At 68.4% G+C, this 13,219-nt stretch carries 14 protein-coding genes; 6 read left to right on the top strand and 8 right to left on the bottom strand.

All coding sequences use genetic code 11. The features are described from left to right. Nucleotides 1-135 precede the first annotated feature (135 nt). The 5 genes from AC3AP7_RS15435 to AC3AP7_RS15415 form a co-directional block, all read right to left on the bottom strand. Complete coding sequence (locus AC3AP7_RS15435) at nt 136-1,338, bottom strand: class I SAM-dependent rRNA methyltransferase (protein ID WP_475767724.1); 1,203 nt, start codon at nt 1,336-1,338, stop codon at nt 136-138. Between the two features lie 63 nt (nt 1,339-1,401). After that, entirely contained in the window at nt 1,402-2,340 is a 939-nt protein-coding gene (gene xerC, locus AC3AP7_RS15430) for a tyrosine recombinase XerC (RefSeq protein WP_475767726.1), read from the bottom strand. A gap of 51 nt (nt 2,341-2,391) precedes the next feature. Beyond that, complete coding sequence (locus AC3AP7_RS15425; protein WP_475767727.1) at nt 2,392-3,081, bottom strand: DUF484 family protein; 690 nt, start codon at nt 3,079-3,081, stop codon at nt 2,392-2,394. A gap of 73 nt (nt 3,082-3,154) precedes the next feature. Then, nucleotides 3,155-4,015: a diaminopimelate epimerase gene (gene dapF, locus AC3AP7_RS15420; RefSeq protein ID WP_475767729.1), complete on the bottom strand. Its 861-nt coding sequence runs from the start codon at nt 4,013-4,015 to the stop codon at nt 3,155-3,157. A gap of 169 nt (nt 4,016-4,184) precedes the next feature. After that, a complete protein-coding gene (locus tag AC3AP7_RS15415; protein WP_475767731.1) occupies nt 4,185-5,069 on the bottom strand; it encodes a lipid A biosynthesis lauroyl acyltransferase in 885 nt (294 codons plus the stop codon). Between the two features lie 275 nt (nt 5,070-5,344). On the opposite strand from AC3AP7_RS15415, the gene metK reads away from it, so the two are divergent. Beyond that, on the top strand, nt 5,345-6,532 hold the full coding sequence (metK, locus tag AC3AP7_RS15410; protein WP_475767732.1) for a methionine adenosyltransferase: 1,188 nt from the start codon (nt 5,345-5,347) through the stop codon (nt 6,530-6,532). 229 nt (nt 6,533-6,761) lie between these two features. On the opposite strand, the gene AC3AP7_RS15405 is transcribed toward metK, so the two are convergent. Continuing rightward, the gene (locus AC3AP7_RS15405; RefSeq protein ID WP_475767734.1) at nt 6,762-7,160 is read right to left on the bottom strand and encodes a hypothetical protein; all 399 of its coding nucleotides are present in this window, start codon (nt 7,158-7,160) and stop codon (nt 6,762-6,764) included. A 367-nt stretch (nt 7,161-7,527) separates the two neighbouring features. On the opposite strand from AC3AP7_RS15405, the gene AC3AP7_RS15400 reads away from it, so the two are divergent. Further along, the gene (locus AC3AP7_RS15400; protein ID WP_475767736.1) at nt 7,528-8,289 is read left to right on the top strand and encodes a phytanoyl-CoA dioxygenase family protein; all 762 of its coding nucleotides are present in this window, start codon (nt 7,528-7,530) and stop codon (nt 8,287-8,289) included. A gap of 47 nt (nt 8,290-8,336) precedes the next feature. Here AC3AP7_RS15400 and AC3AP7_RS15395 read toward each other — a convergent pair whose 3' ends face one another. Then, on the bottom strand, nt 8,337-8,543 hold the full coding sequence (locus AC3AP7_RS15395; RefSeq protein ID WP_475767738.1) for a DUF3185 family protein: 207 nt from the start codon (nt 8,541-8,543) through the stop codon (nt 8,337-8,339). 246 nt (nt 8,544-8,789) lie between these two features. Between AC3AP7_RS15395 and mgrA the strand changes: the two genes are divergently transcribed. Together mgrA and AC3AP7_RS15385 are read left to right on the top strand one after the other, a co-directional pair. Beyond that, nucleotides 8,790-9,833, top strand: a complete 1,044-nt coding sequence (mgrA, locus tag AC3AP7_RS15390) for an L-glyceraldehyde 3-phosphate reductase (protein WP_475767740.1) — start codon at nt 8,790-8,792, stop codon at nt 9,831-9,833. A gap of 190 nt (nt 9,834-10,023) precedes the next feature. Next, nucleotides 10,024-11,061: a fatty acid desaturase gene (locus AC3AP7_RS15385; protein ID WP_475767742.1), complete on the top strand. Its 1,038-nt coding sequence runs from the start codon at nt 10,024-10,026 to the stop codon at nt 11,059-11,061. A gap of 11 nt (nt 11,062-11,072) precedes the next feature. Here the strand turns inward: AC3AP7_RS15385 and AC3AP7_RS15380 are convergent, their stop codons facing one another. Next, nucleotides 11,073-11,255: a hypothetical protein gene (locus AC3AP7_RS15380; protein ID WP_475767744.1), complete on the bottom strand. Its 183-nt coding sequence runs from the start codon at nt 11,253-11,255 to the stop codon at nt 11,073-11,075. Nucleotides 11,256-11,887: 632 nt separating this feature from the next. Here AC3AP7_RS15380 and AC3AP7_RS15375 point away from each other — a divergent pair. After that, nucleotides 11,888-12,100, top strand: a complete 213-nt coding sequence (locus AC3AP7_RS15375) for a hypothetical protein (RefSeq protein ID WP_475767746.1) — start codon at nt 11,888-11,890, stop codon at nt 12,098-12,100. A 69-nt stretch (nt 12,101-12,169) separates the two neighbouring features. Beyond that, nucleotides 12,170-13,195, top strand: a complete 1,026-nt coding sequence (locus AC3AP7_RS15370; protein WP_475767748.1) for a serine/threonine protein kinase — start codon at nt 12,170-12,172, stop codon at nt 13,193-13,195. The last annotated feature ends 24 nt before the right edge of the window (nt 13,196-13,219 follow it).

Genomic DNA, 13,219 nt, shown 5'->3' with positions numbered 1-13,219 from the left:
CGGATCCGGGAGCGAACCGCGCGAGGCTGCCCGCGCGGTCGGCTGGCCGATTATTGAAACATATCTGCCGGGCGGCTGCTGACGCTGCCGCGCCGGCCCCGGGCGCGTCGCCTGAAAAGCCCCACATGAGGGCGCTCAGGCGATTTGCAACAGCAGCCCTTTCAGATATTCCCCTTCCGGAAACGCGCTGAGCAGCGGGTGATCGACCCCTGCGCCGAGGCGGCGCAGGATCCGCGCGTCGACGCCCGCGTCGGCCGCCGCGCCCGCGACGATCTTCTGGAACAGCGCCGCGTCGATCGCGCCGGAGCAGGAATAGGTGAACAGCAGCCCGCCGGGGCGCAGCAGCTTCAGCCCGCTCAGGTTGATGTCCTTGTACGCGCGCGCGGCGCGCTCGACGTGCTCGCGCGACGGCGCGAACTTCGGCGGATCGAGCACGACCAGGTCGAAGCGCTCGCCGTCGTCATACAGGCGGCGCAGCGTGCGGAATGCGTCGGCGTCGAGCCAGCTGGCGCGCGCCGGGTCGAAGCTGTTCGCTTCGACGTTGCGCTGCGCGAGCGCAAGCGCTTCGCCGGACGAGTCGATCGAGACCACGCGCGTCGCGCCGCCCTTGAGCGCGGCGAGCGAGAAGCCGCCGGTATAGCAGAAGCAGTTCAGCACCGCGCGATCCTGCGCGAGCGACTGCACGAGCGCGCGGTTGTCGCGCTGGTCGACGTAGAAGCCGGTTTTGTGGCCGTGGCGCACGTCGACGTGGTAGCGCACGCCGTTTTCGACCGCGATCAGCGGGTCCGACGGCGGCTCGCCGGCGAGCACGCCGGTGATCTGCGCGAGCCCTTCCTTTTCGCGGATCGACACGTCGGAGCGCTCGTAGACGTTCGGGCAGCCGGTGGCCGCGGCGAGCGCGGCGACGATCGCGTCCTTCCACGCTTCGACGCCGGCCGCCATGAACTGGCAGACGAGCTGGTCGCGCTGGCCCTGCGCGTCGGCGACATAGTGGTCGACGATCAGGCCCGGCAGGCCGTCCGCTTCGCCGAACACGAGGCGCACCGCGCCGGTGTCGCGCACCATCGCGCGCCGGTGCGCGACCGCGCGCTGCACGCGGCGCTTGAAGAACGCATGGTCGATCGGCTCGGCTTCGTCGAAGCTCCAGACCCGCGCGCGAATCTGCGAGTGCGGGCTGTACGCCGCGCGCGCGAGGAAGCGGCCGTCGTGGGCGCGCACCAGCACCGTCGCGCCGGGCGCCGGCTTGCCGTCGACCCGCTCGATCGCGTTCGCATAGACCCACGGATGGCGGCGCAGCAGCGATTTTTCTTTCGACGGTTTGAGCGTAACGGTATTCATGACTTCGTCTGTGATCGGGCGGAACGGGAGGCGGCGCGGCGGCCTGCATGGCCGCGCCGCGGGTCAGCCGCGCTTTTTGGCGCGCGGATGCGCGGCGTCGTAGACGTGCGCGAGATGCTGGAAATCGAGCGCCGTGTACACCTGCGTCGCGGTGATGCTGGCGTGGCCGAGCAGCTCCTGGACGGCGCGCAGATCGCCGCTCGACTGCAGCACGTGGGTGGCGAACGAATGGCGCAGCACGTGCGGATGCACGTTGGCCGGAATGCCGGCGGCGAGCGCCTGCCGCTTGACGCGCTCGCGCACGACGTTCGGCGACATCCGCCTGCCGCGCGCCGTCAGGAAGAGCGGATGCGGATCGTCGCGCACGAACGCGGCGCGGACCGCGAGCCATGCGTCGAGCGCGGCGAGCGCCTTGCTGCCGACCGGCACGATCCGGCGCCGCCTGCCTTTGCCGAGCACCTCGACTTCGGCCGACGCGCGCGTGTACCAGCCCACCGAGCGATAGTCCGGCAGGTCTGCGTAGCGGACGTCGAGCCCGACCAGTTCGGCCAGCCGCAGCCCGGACGAGTAGAACAGCTCGACGATCGCGCGGTCGCGCAGCGCCTCGGGCGAGTCGGCCGCGGACGCTTCGGCGCCGGGCGATTCCATCAGCCGGTTGGCGTCGTCCACCGACAGCGCCTTGGGCAGCGTTCTCGGCTGTTTCGGCGCGCGCACCGCGGCGACCGGGTTGACCGGCAGCGCGATGCGTCCGGCGAGCCACCGGTAGAACGCGCGCCACGCCGACAGCCGGTGGCTGATCGAGCGCGCGCTCATGCCGGCCGCGTGCGCCCGCGCGACCGCGCCGCGAATATCGGCGGGCGTCAGGCTGTCGAGCGGCCGGCCTTTGGCGAGGCGGCTCAACTCGTCGAGTTCGTGTGCGTAGCCGCGCAGCGTGTGCGCCGACAGCCGCCGCTCGTGTTCGAGATGCGACAGGTATTCGGCGATCGGGGCGGCGGGATTCACGGTGTCGGGCGGCGGCGGAGCGACGTGTCGGGTCGGCGCATGCGCGGCACGTCAGCGCGGCAGCAGCCGGCTGAGCGCCGCGCTCGCGAGCGCGCTGATCTGCGTCAGGAAATCGGTGCCCATGCCGTCGTGAAAGCGGCGCGCGTCGTGCGAGCCCATCACCAGCAGGCCGAAGGCCGGCGCCTCTTCCGGCGCGAGCGGATCGCGCAGCGCCAGCAGCGCGATCGATTCGGTGTCCGCCGGCGCGGCGGCCTCCGGGTTCGCCGGCGCAAGCCACTGGGCGGCCTCGAAGCCGGTGTTCGCGCCGCAGTACGGCGTCGTCAGGCTGTTGGTGAAGATCCGCACCTCCTCGCTGACAAGACGCGCGAAATCCGCCTGGGCGTAGGTCTCGGCGACGTCCCACACGCGCAGCGCGGTTTGCGGCACGTCGAAGACGTCGGCGAGCCCGTGCGCGATCGTGCGCGGCAGCGCGTGCGGATCGCGCTCGGCCATCACGCGGGTGGTCCAGCGGTTGAACTTCGACGCGATGCTGTCGTTTTCGTGGCCATAACGCAGCAGTTCCGCGAGGCGCCGTTCGAGATGCTTGTTCTTCTCGCGCAGCATGTCCATCTGGCGTTCCTGCAGCGACACCGCGGCCTTGCCGTGCGGATTCGCGAGCCGGATGGTGGCGAGCAGCTCCGCGTGTTCGGCGAAGAATTCGGGGTGGGCGAGCAGGTAGTCGGCGACTTCGCGATCGTTCATGGTTTCGGCTTCAGCACGGCGCCCGCTCGCGGGGCGCATCGGTCAATAAGGTCGGGCGGCGGCAGGCGCCGGTTCAGTCGGCCAGCTCGATCTCGCCCGAGAAGACGGTGGCGGCCGGGCCGGCCATCAGCAGCGGGGCGGCGGCCTCGCCGCTCCAGGTAATCGTCAGCACGCCGCCGTGCGTGTGCACTTTCACCGGCGAGTCGAGCAGGCCGCGGCGGATGCCGGCGGCAACGGCCGCGCAGGCGCCCGTGCCGCAGGCAAGCGTTTCGCCCGCGCCGCGCTCGAAGACGCGCAGACGGACCGCGTGGCGCGAGTCGATCTGCATGTAGCCCGCGTTCACCCGCTCCGGAAAGCGCGCATGGTGCTCGACGAGCGGGCCTTCGACGCGCACCGGGAACGCTTCGACGTCGTCGACCACCTGCACCGCGTGCGGGTTGCCCATCGACACCGCCGAGATCCAGCGCGTCGCGCCGTTCACGTCGAGCGGCCACAGCGTGTCGCGGCCTTCGCGGCGGCCGTCGAGCCCGCTCGCGTCGAACGGCACGCGGGCCGGCTCGAACACCGGCGCGCCCATGTCGACGACCACTTCGCCGTTCTCCTGCATCGTCAGCGTGATGATGCCGTTTTGCACCTGCACGCGCACGCTGTGCTTGTCCGTGAGGCGCGCGTCGCGCACGTACTTGACGAAGCAGCGCGCGCCATTGCCGCAATGCTCGACCTCGCCGCCGTCGCAGTTGAAGATGCGATAGCGGAAATCCACGCCTTCGACCGTCGGCTTCTCGACGACCAGCAACTGGTCGGCGCCGACGCCGAAGTGCCGGTCGGCGAGCGCGCGCACTTGCGCGGCGCTCAGGTTGAGCGGCTGCGTGTAGCCGTCGAGCACGACGAAGTCGTTGCCCGCGCCGTGCATCTTGGTGAAGGTCAGTTTCACGTTGCGCGTGGGTTCCGTTGCGGCGCCGGAGCGGACGTGCGCGAGGCGCGCGCGGACCGCAGGCCGGTTTCCGCCGGGAAATGAAAGGTAGACAGATAGCGGATGATACACGCTGGCGCGCCCGCCGCGGAATGGACGCCCCGCGCCGCCGGCGCGCCGGCCGCGCGCGTCAGTAGAAGCCGGGCTGACCGGGCGGGCGCGTCTTGAAGCGCTTGTGCACCCAGTAATACTGCTCGGGCATCAGCGGAATCTGTTCTTCGAGAAACGCGTTCATGCGGCGCGCGTCGGCGTCGTCGTCGCCGCTCGGGTAGTCGGCCCACGGCTTGAACACCTTCAGGCGATAGCCCTTGTAATCCGGCAGCACCTCGCCGATGAACGGCACCACCTGCGCATGCCCGACCTTCGCGAGCCGGCCCACCGCGGTCAGCGTGCAGGTCGGCACGCCGAAGAACGGCACGAAGGTCGAGTTGCGCATGCCGTAGTCCATGTCCGCGCCGAGCATCACCGGCTTGCGCTCGCGCAGCCAGCGCAGCACGACGCGCGCGCTGTCGGCGCGGCTCGCCATGTCCGCGCCGAAGCGGCCGCGCGCGGCTTTCGCGACGGCTTCGAGCTCCGGGTTCGACATCGGCTGGTACAGCGAGCCGCACTGGCGCCCGAGCGCGTAGTTCAGGAAGATCGAGCCCGCCTCGATGCCGACGAAATGCAGCCCGAGGAGCAGCGTGGGCGGCATATCCGGGTCTGTGAGGTCGACTTCGCTGTCGACCTGGATCAGCTTTTCGAGCTTCTTCGCCGAGCCGAACCACTGGACGCTGCGCTCCAGATAGCTGCGGATCGCATGGCGGAAGTGCTTCTGCGCGACGTCTTCGCGCCGCGCCTCGCTCCACTCGGGAAAGCACAGCTTCAGGTTGATGTGGACGATGCGCCTGCGCTGGCTCGGAATCTGGTAGAGCAGCCAGCCGAGGCCGTCGCCGATGCGGGCGACGAGGCCGTAGGGCAGCAGCGCGAAGAGCTTCAGCAGCGCGATGGCGAGCTTCGTTGCGACGCGGCTCAGCATGCTGCGGCTCCGCGCGGGAGCCGCGTGCGCGCGATGCGCGCGTGGACAGGACACGGAAGGGGAGACGGCACGCGTGGGTACCCTGCGGCAAAAATGGGAAGTCGCTATAATAAGGGCTTCGCCGAGTTAACAGACAACTTGCGGGGCGAAGCTGGCTGGTGCGTTCAATCGTCACGCGCCGGTCGGGCAGGAAATCCGCTAAAGCGTCGCCGCTTCAGGCTCCCGAAGCTGGCTACGTGAAACTCAACCGTAACCGCCAAACTGGAGTCCGCAACGTGGCAAACGACTATCTCTTCACGTCCGAATCCGTTTCCGAAGGGCATCCCGACAAGGTTGCCGACCAGATTTCCGACGCGATCCTGGACGCCATCCTCACGCAGGACAAATACTCGCGCGTCGCCGCCGAGACGCTGTGCAACACCGGCCTCGTCGTGCTGGCCGGCGAAATCACCACCACGGCGAACGTCGACTACATCCAGGTCGCGCGCGACACGATCAGGCGCATCGGCTACGACAACACCGACTACGGCATCGACTACCGCGGTTGCGCGGTGCTGGTCGCGTACGACAAGCAGTCGCCGGACATCGCGCAGGGCGTCGACCGCGCGCACGACAACAACCTCGACCAGGGCGCCGGCGACCAGGGCCTGATGTTCGGCTACGCGTGCGACGAAACGCCCGAACTGATGCCGCTGCCGATCCACCTGTCGCACCGGCTGGTCGAGCGCCAGGCCAATCTGCGCCGCGACGGCCGCCTGCCCTGGCTGCGCCCGGACGCGAAGTCGCAGGTCACGGTGCGCTACGTCGACGGCAAGCCGCATTCGATCGACACCGTCGTGCTGTCCACGCAGCATGCGCCGGACATCGAGCTTTCCGTGCTGCGCGAAGCGGTGATCGAAGAGGTCATCAAGCCGACGCTGCCGGCCGAGCTGATCAAGGGCGACATCAAGTTCCTCGTGAACCCGACCGGGCGCTTCGTGATCGGCGGGCCGCAAGGCGATTGCGGGCTGACCGGCCGCAAGATTATCGTCGATACGTACGGCGGCGCGGCGCCGCACGGCGGCGGCGCGTTCTCGGGCAAGGATCCGTCGAAGGTCGACCGCTCGGCCGCGTACGCGGGCCGCTATGTCGCGAAGAACATCGTCGCCGCGGGCCTCGCATCGCGCTGCCTGATCCAGGTGTCGTATGCGATCGGCGTGGCGCAGCCCACGTCGGTGATGGTCAACACGTTCGGCACCGGCCGGGTGTCGGATGCGACGATCACGCGCCTGGTTGCCGAGCATTTCGATCTGCGTCCGAAGGGCATCATCCAGATGCTCGACCTGCTGCGTCCGGTCTACGAGAAAACCGCCGCGTATGGCCACTTCGGCCGCGAGGAGCCGGAATTCACGTGGGAAGCCGCGGACAAGGCGCTCACGCTTGCCGAAGCGGCAGGCACCGAGCCGGTGGCCGCTCTCGCGTAAGCCGGCGGGGCGGCGCCCGCCGCGCGGCTGCCCCGTTCAGCGGCAGCCGGGCGATGCGGGGTTAGCGCCGCCCGAGCCACTTACGCAGGTTATCGCCAGGCAATCGGCGGGGTATCGCCACGATCCCCTTGCGATCGCAACAGCCCGATCGGCGTCCGCTGATCGGGCTGTGTCGTTTGGGGCCTCGGAAAAACGGCCGGCGCGGCGAGACGGCGGGCACAAGCCGCCGCTAGCGCGCGGCGAAACCGTACCAGCCGCTGGCTGCCGCGAGCCGTTGGGGACGGCGCGCAACCGCGCGCGGTGCAGCGTTGCCCGCGCGCTGAATGGCGCTCGCTGCGCGCGGCGCGGCACTGCCCGTGCGCGACGCGCGCGCCGCCTCGTGCGGCGTCGGCCGGTGCAGCAGCGTGCGCAGCGAAAAGCGGCGCGAGCCGGCTTGCGTGCGCAGCGCGGCGAAAAAGGTCAGGAACCACGTGCGAATGCTGTCGGCGGGCCTGGCGTCGCGCCACTGGATGGCGAGCGCGCGGGTACGCGCCGCGTGATGGCGCAGCGCGCGCACGATCTGCCGGCGCACGGGACGGGCGGCCTTCAGGACGGCCGGGACAAGACGGGTGCTCAGGGACGTTTGCATGGCTTCGGAGAGGGGCGCGTGCCGGGCGGAGAGAGGACGCCGCAGACTGCAGCACCCATCATGCCAGCGGAAATCGCACACGCACCCTGTGATGGGCGGGAATGCGCGGCAGCGACCACGCAGGGCCGGGCCGCGGGAAAAGCGGTGTATCTGACAAGCGACATCCCATCAGGCTACACGCGATTCATGACGTCAGAAAGTCGGTTTACCCCGCGCGGGTCCGTCCCTTTGCGACCGCTTTGCGTGCAGCGATGCCCTTGCGCCGTGCGTGGTGCACCGCACGCGGGTCGCGCCCGTTTTACAATCGCAGATGCTAGGGTCGGTGAACAGTGAAAAACGGCCCGCGAACCAGGTTGCGGAATACCTCATGTCAGTCCATTCACAGAAAGAACAGGTTCAACTGCTGCGGGAGCAGGGTTTTGTCGTCGTTCCCGGACTGGTTTCGCCCGAGCGCTGCGCGCAGCTGAAAGCGGTCGCGCAGCGCCAGCTCGACGAAGCGGCCGCGCCGGTCGAGTTCGAGGCGGACCTGCGTTATCCGGGCGCGCCGGAATCGAAGAACGCACCCGGCGGCCACACCGTGCGCCGGCTGCTCGACGCGTATGCGCGCGATCCCGGGTTCGCCGGCTGGGCGATCTCGCCGGAAATTCGCAGCTGGATGGCGCTGTATTTCGGCGAGGCGCCGCGTCTGTCGCGCGCGCATCACAACTGCATGATGACCAAGCACCCGGCCTACGGCAGCCTCACCGGCTGGCATCGCGATGCGCGCTACTGGTCGTTTGCGCGCGACGACCTGGTGTCGGTATGGCTCGCGCTCGGGCCCGAGACGGTCGATAACGGCGCGCTGTGGTTCGTGCCGGGTTCGCATCGCGAGATTTTCACGTCCGACCGATTCGACGACGCGAAATTTTTCCGCGCCGATCTCCCGGAGAATCAGGCGCTGATCCAGACGGCCGTGTCGCCGGCGCTCGATACCGGCGACGTGGTGTTCTTTCATTGCAACACGCTGCACTCCGCGGGCCAGAACCGCAGCGAGCAGGTGAAGTTTTCGCTTGTCTACACGTACCACGGCGCGAGCAATCCGCCGCTGCCGGGTTCGCGTTCGGCAGCCAAGCCGGACGTGGATTTCTGAGCGCCGCGCGCGGCCGCTTGCCGCGTTTGCCGGCCGGCGCGCGGGCGCTAGCGCTTGCCGGCCGACGTCGCGAAGCCGATCAGGCCGGCGACTGTCGCGACCACGCCGCCCGCGATCAGCGCGATCGCCTTGTTACTGGGCGAGCCCGTGAAAACGCGCGACACGTCGCTGCTGAGCGAATGAAATGCCATGCCGCCGAAGTACAGCAAGATGACGCCGCCGACCACCAACGCGAGCGAGATCGCCCTGACCATAGCTTTCCTCCCGTAAGGTAAGCGGGCAGTGTAGGCGACGCGGGCCGCCTGCGTCTACCCGCGTTGCGCAGACGTCCCGCATACTGGACATCTGCACGTCTTTGCACAATTGGCTAACATCTGCACCTCGATTTGCACGTCGATTTACACCTCGCCCCTCGCGCGGCCGTAGTGACCGCGCGCGCAGCGGCGCCGGATCGCGGCCGCCAGGCGACTCATTCACCGTCTTCTCCAGGGACTCAGGCAATGGCTTACGAAGCAGCTTCAGCGCGCTATTCGGACATGCAGTACCGCGTGTGCGGCAAATCCGGCCTCAAACTGCCGGCGCTGTCGCTCGGCTTGTGGCACAACTTCGGCGACACGACGCCGTTGTCGGTCCAGCGTGACATTCTGCGCACCGCATTTGATCTGGGCATTACGCACTTCGATCTCGCGAACAACTACGGCCCGCCGTACGGCAGCGCTGAAATCAATTTCGGCCGCCTGTTCCGGGAAGATTTCAGGCCGTATCGCGACGAACTGCTGATTTCGACGAAGGCCGGCTGGGACATGTGGCCCGGCCCGTACGGCCAGGGCGGCGGGTCGCGCAAGTACGTGCTCGCGAGTCTCGATCAGAGCCTGCAGCGCATGGGTCTCGACTATGTCGACATCTTCTATTCGCACCGCTTCGACGCGCACACGCCGCTCGAAGAAACCGCCGGCGCGCTCGCGAGCGCGGTGCAGCAGGGCAAGGCGCTGTACGTCGGCATCTCGTCGTATTCGGCGGCGAAGACCCGTGAGATGGCGCATCTGCTCGCGCAATACAAGGTGCCGCTGCTGATCCATCAGCCCGCCTACAACATGCTGAACCGCTGGATCGAGCGCGAACTGCTCGATACGCTCGACGACACCGGCGTGGGCAGCATTGCGTTCACGCCGCTTGCTCAAGGGCTTCTGACCGGCAAGTATCTGAACGGCGTGCCGCAGGACGCGCGCGTGAACAAGGCGGGCGGCGGGTCGCTGAAAGAGGAGCACCTGAGCGCGGCGAACCTCGATCATGTACGCAAGCTCAATGAGATCGCCCAGCGCCGCGGCCAGAGCCTCGCGCAGATGGCGATCGCCTGGACGCTGCGCGGCGGTCGCGTGACGTCGGCGCTGATCGGCGCGAGCAAGGCGCAGCAGATCGTCGAGAACGTCGCCGCGCTGAAGCAGCTTGAGTTCTCGCCGGAGGAACTGGCCGAGATCGACCGCCACGCGACGGAAGGCGGCGTGAACCTGTGGGAGAAGCCGTCCACCGATCAGGACATCTGAGCCCGACCGGCTGACGGCGCGCGTTGCGCATGCGCCGCGCGCGGCCCATGTGTCGCCGGCAAGCCGCCTTCGGGCGGCTTCTTTTTTCTGCGCGGCCATCCGTGCTGCGCGATTCCGCGCGTGGTGCGTTCTTCCCGCTGTCACATGCCGCTGCTAAGTTCGCGGGCGTAATCGTGACGACGGAGCAACGATGGAGCCACGCGCGGCAAACGAACCCACCCAGGCGCCGCAGACAGACGCGGCAGCGCGGCGTTCGCCGCAGCGCGCAGCCATCGATGCGCGTGCGAACCTCGCCATGCTGATACCGGTGGTGCTCGCGCTCGCACTGCAACTGGCCGGGCTGCCGTGGCTGCTGCATGCGTGGGGGGCGCCGGCGTGGTGGCTCGTCGTGCCGGTCGTCGTGCTGACGCCGACTCACTGGGGCCTGATTCACGAAGCGATCCACGGCCAGTTGTTTGCCGGGCGCCGTCTGAACGAAGCGGTGGCGCGCGCGCTATCGATTGCGCTCGCGCTGCCCTACGACGCAGTACGCTTTGGACACCTGATGCATCACCGCTTTACCCGCGAGGCGTTCGATCGTCCGGACGTCGTGGCGTCCGGCGAGCCGCGCTGGCGCGCGCGGCTCGTCTATTACATGCGCCTGCTGGGCGGGTTGTATGTCGGAGAACTGATCGTGCCGCTACTGGCGTGTTTGCCGGTGCGATTCGCGCGCGCGATCCTGCAGCGCACGATCGGCGCACACGGACCGGCGGGGGCCGACGTCGAGCGGCTTTTCGCCGGCTTTGCGAGCGATCCGGCGCGCCGCGCGCGGATTCGCGGCGACGCGCTGCTGACGCTCGCGCTCTATGCGCTGTCGTCGTATCGGTACGGCGCCGCGTGGCCGGTGCTGGTGCTGACGGTCTATCTGCGCGGCGTCTGGTTGTCGCTCGCGGATAATCTGCCGCATCACGGGGTGCCGCTCGACATGCCGGGACGGGCGCGCAATTTTCGCGTGCCGCGTATCTGGCAAGGCATCCTGATGAATCACCATCTGCACCGGTTGCATCATCTGCATCCGACGCTGCCTTGGCGCGCGCTGCCGGCGCTCGCGCGCGCGTCGCACGACGCGCAGCCGCACGACGCGCAGCCGCACGACACGCAGCCGCACGACGCCCGCGAGCCGGGCTATTTCGCCAGCGCGCTGCGCCAGTTTCGCGGGCCGCACGCCCCCGATCCGACGATGCGCTGACGCAACCTGCCTCAGACCAGCGCGGGCAGGCCCTCGACGAGCAGCACCGCGACACCGACGCCCAGCAGCGCGCCGATCAGCCGGAACACGTTGTGCCTGAACTCGGATTTGCAGGGGATCGCGCCGACGAACAACGCACCGGCAAGCGCCATCGGGATGATCAGAACGAAATCGGCGATCGTGAAGTACGTCATGCGTGTCTCCTTGTGATCGGCATCGTGATGCAGGCGACGTTCGCAGCTTGCGTGCCCGTGTTTCGAGTATAGGCGAGCGCGCGGCGGCTGGTGAACCGTTTGCCGCGCGGCGCGGCTGAAGCGGGCCGCGTGGAGAGGCCTCGCGTTTTCTTACATCGAGGTTTCGATCGGCGGTGCGTTTCGCTTTGCGGCGGTCCGCGAGCGGGTTGCGCGTTTCCGCCGGTTATTTTGCCGCTTTCGCTGCCTTCGCCGCTTTCGTGCGTCGCTCGCCGGCGCCACGCATGCGCGCATGGGCGCGCGCATTCGAATGCCGCCGCGTCCGGTGGACGGCGACAGCCGCGCGCAAGGCCGCGAAAGTAGGATGAACCTTCGCAGTGCGGTACAGTAGGGCCGTGCAGTTGCGATTCGACTGCCGCTCTCCGGTGGGCAGACGCCGAACTGAGGCCGGAACGGACATCAGTTCGCGCTTTCCCAGAACGCGCAAAGCGGGAACAATAAGACAAGCCCGCTGCGCGAGGAGGCGGAGAAAATCGGGTGCGTACGCAACGTGATCAGGCACGGCGGCGCGGTTGGAGTGGCCGAGGCAGCACGCGCCGTGCGTCGCGATGGCTTTTGGAGAACGGGGAAACATCATGCAAGTCGGTTCTATCGTCCGGTCGGTGCATATTGCGGTGCCTCACGGAGCGCGCGGAATCGTCATGCGCATTCTGGGCGACATGGCGATGGTGGCGTGGTATGCAGGCGAACCAGGCAGTTCGCAGCAGTTGAACACCGAGCCCTTCTTCCTGGAGGATCTGATCGATACCGGCGAAACGGTTCGCCCGGCGGGCGCGCAGGTTCATTAGCCCCGCATGCATGTCCGCCGTGTCGCTGTGCCGCTCGTCTTTGACGGCCGCGCGGCGCACAATGCGGGCATGAACGAAAACACTCCTTCCCAGCAGGGCGCCGCCGACGCGGTGCCGTTCGCCCGGCTCACGCCGGAATGCGTGCTCGACGCACTCGACAGCGTGCTCGCCACGGCCGGTTTGCGCACCGACGGCCGGATGCTGCCGCTCAACAGCTACGAGAACCGCGTCTATCAGGTCGGCATCGAAGACAGCGCGCCGATTGTCGCGAAGTTCTATCGGCCCGGCCGCTGGAGCGATGCGGCGATTCTCGAAGAACATGCGTTCGTCGCGGAACTGGCCGCGCGCGAGATTCCGGCCGTGCCGGCGCGCGCGTTCGGCGCACAGACGCTGCACGCGTTCGACGGATATCGCTTCGCGATTTTCGAGCGGCGCGGCGGCCGCGCGCCGGACCTCGACCGGCGCGATACGCTGGAATGGCTCGGGCGCTTCATCGGCCGCATTCATGCGCTCGGCCACACGCAGCCCTACGTGGCGCGTCCCACGCTCGACATCGCGACCTTCGGCTACGAACCGCGCGATTTCCTGCTGTCGCACCGCTTCGTGCCCGACGATCTGCGCACGCCGTGGGAGACGGTCGTCAACCTGGCGCTCGAAGGTGTCGAGCGCGCATTCGAGCGCGCCGGCGAGATCCGCATGCTGCGCCTGCATGGCGACTGCCATCCGAGCAATGTGCTGTGGACCGACGCGGGTCCGCATTTCGTCGACTTCGACGACAGCCGGATGGGGCCGGCAGTGCAGGACCTGTGGCTGTTGCTGCCGGGCGAGCGCAGCGAAGCAGCACGCGCGCTCACCGACCTGCTGGCGGGTTACGAGGACTTCTGCGAATTCGTGCCGCGCGAACTGTATCTGATCGAAGCGCTGCGCACGTTGCGCCTGATTCACTATCAGGCATGGATTGCGCGCCGCTGGGACGATCCGGCGTTTCCCGCGGCGTTTCCCTGGTTCAACACGCAGCGCTACTGGGAAGAGCGGATTCTGGAGATGCGCGAGCAACTCGGCGCGATGCAGGAAGAGCCGCTTTGGCCGGTCTGACTGACGCGCCGGTGCGGGGCCGAC

This window comes from Paraburkholderia sp. PAMB 6770, from assembly GCF_057748135.1.
Note: the sequence above shows the minus strand (reverse complement) of the source record. Positions and strands in the feature narration are given on the sequence as shown.

Excerpts from the sequence above, each read along its gene's own strand:
- AC3AP7_RS15385 (WP_475767742.1), top strand. The coding sequence starts at position 10,024 with ATGGAGCCACGCGCGGCAAACGAACCCACCCAGGCGCCGCAGACAGAC.
- AC3AP7_RS15395 (WP_475767738.1), bottom strand. The coding sequence starts at position 8,543 with ATGGTCAGGGCGATCTCGCTCGCGTTGGTGGTCGGCGGCGTCATCTTG.
- AC3AP7_RS15415 (WP_475767731.1), bottom strand. The coding sequence starts at position 5,069 with ATGCTGAGCCGCGTCGCAACGAAGCTCGCCATCGCGCTGCTGAAGCTC.
- AC3AP7_RS15435 (WP_475767724.1), bottom strand. The coding sequence starts at position 1,338 with ATGAATACCGTTACGCTCAAACCGTCGAAAGAAAAATCGCTGCTGCGC.
- AC3AP7_RS15425 (WP_475767727.1), bottom strand. The coding sequence starts at position 3,081 with ATGAACGATCGCGAAGTCGCCGACTACCTGCTCGCCCACCCCGAATTC.
- AC3AP7_RS15375 (WP_475767746.1), top strand. The coding sequence starts at position 11,888 with ATGCAAGTCGGTTCTATCGTCCGGTCGGTGCATATTGCGGTGCCTCAC.
- AC3AP7_RS15405 (WP_475767734.1), bottom strand. The coding sequence starts at position 7,160 with ATGCAAACGTCCCTGAGCACCCGTCTTGTCCCGGCCGTCCTGAAGGCC.
- mgrA (WP_475767740.1), top strand. The coding sequence starts at position 8,790 with ATGGCTTACGAAGCAGCTTCAGCGCGCTATTCGGACATGCAGTACCGC.
- AC3AP7_RS15370 (WP_475767748.1), top strand. The coding sequence starts at position 12,170 with ATGAACGAAAACACTCCTTCCCAGCAGGGCGCCGCCGACGCGGTGCCG.
- AC3AP7_RS15380 (WP_475767744.1), bottom strand. The coding sequence starts at position 11,255 with ATGACGTACTTCACGATCGCCGATTTCGTTCTGATCATCCCGATGGCG.
- AC3AP7_RS15400 (WP_475767736.1), top strand. The coding sequence starts at position 7,528 with ATGTCAGTCCATTCACAGAAAGAACAGGTTCAACTGCTGCGGGAGCAG.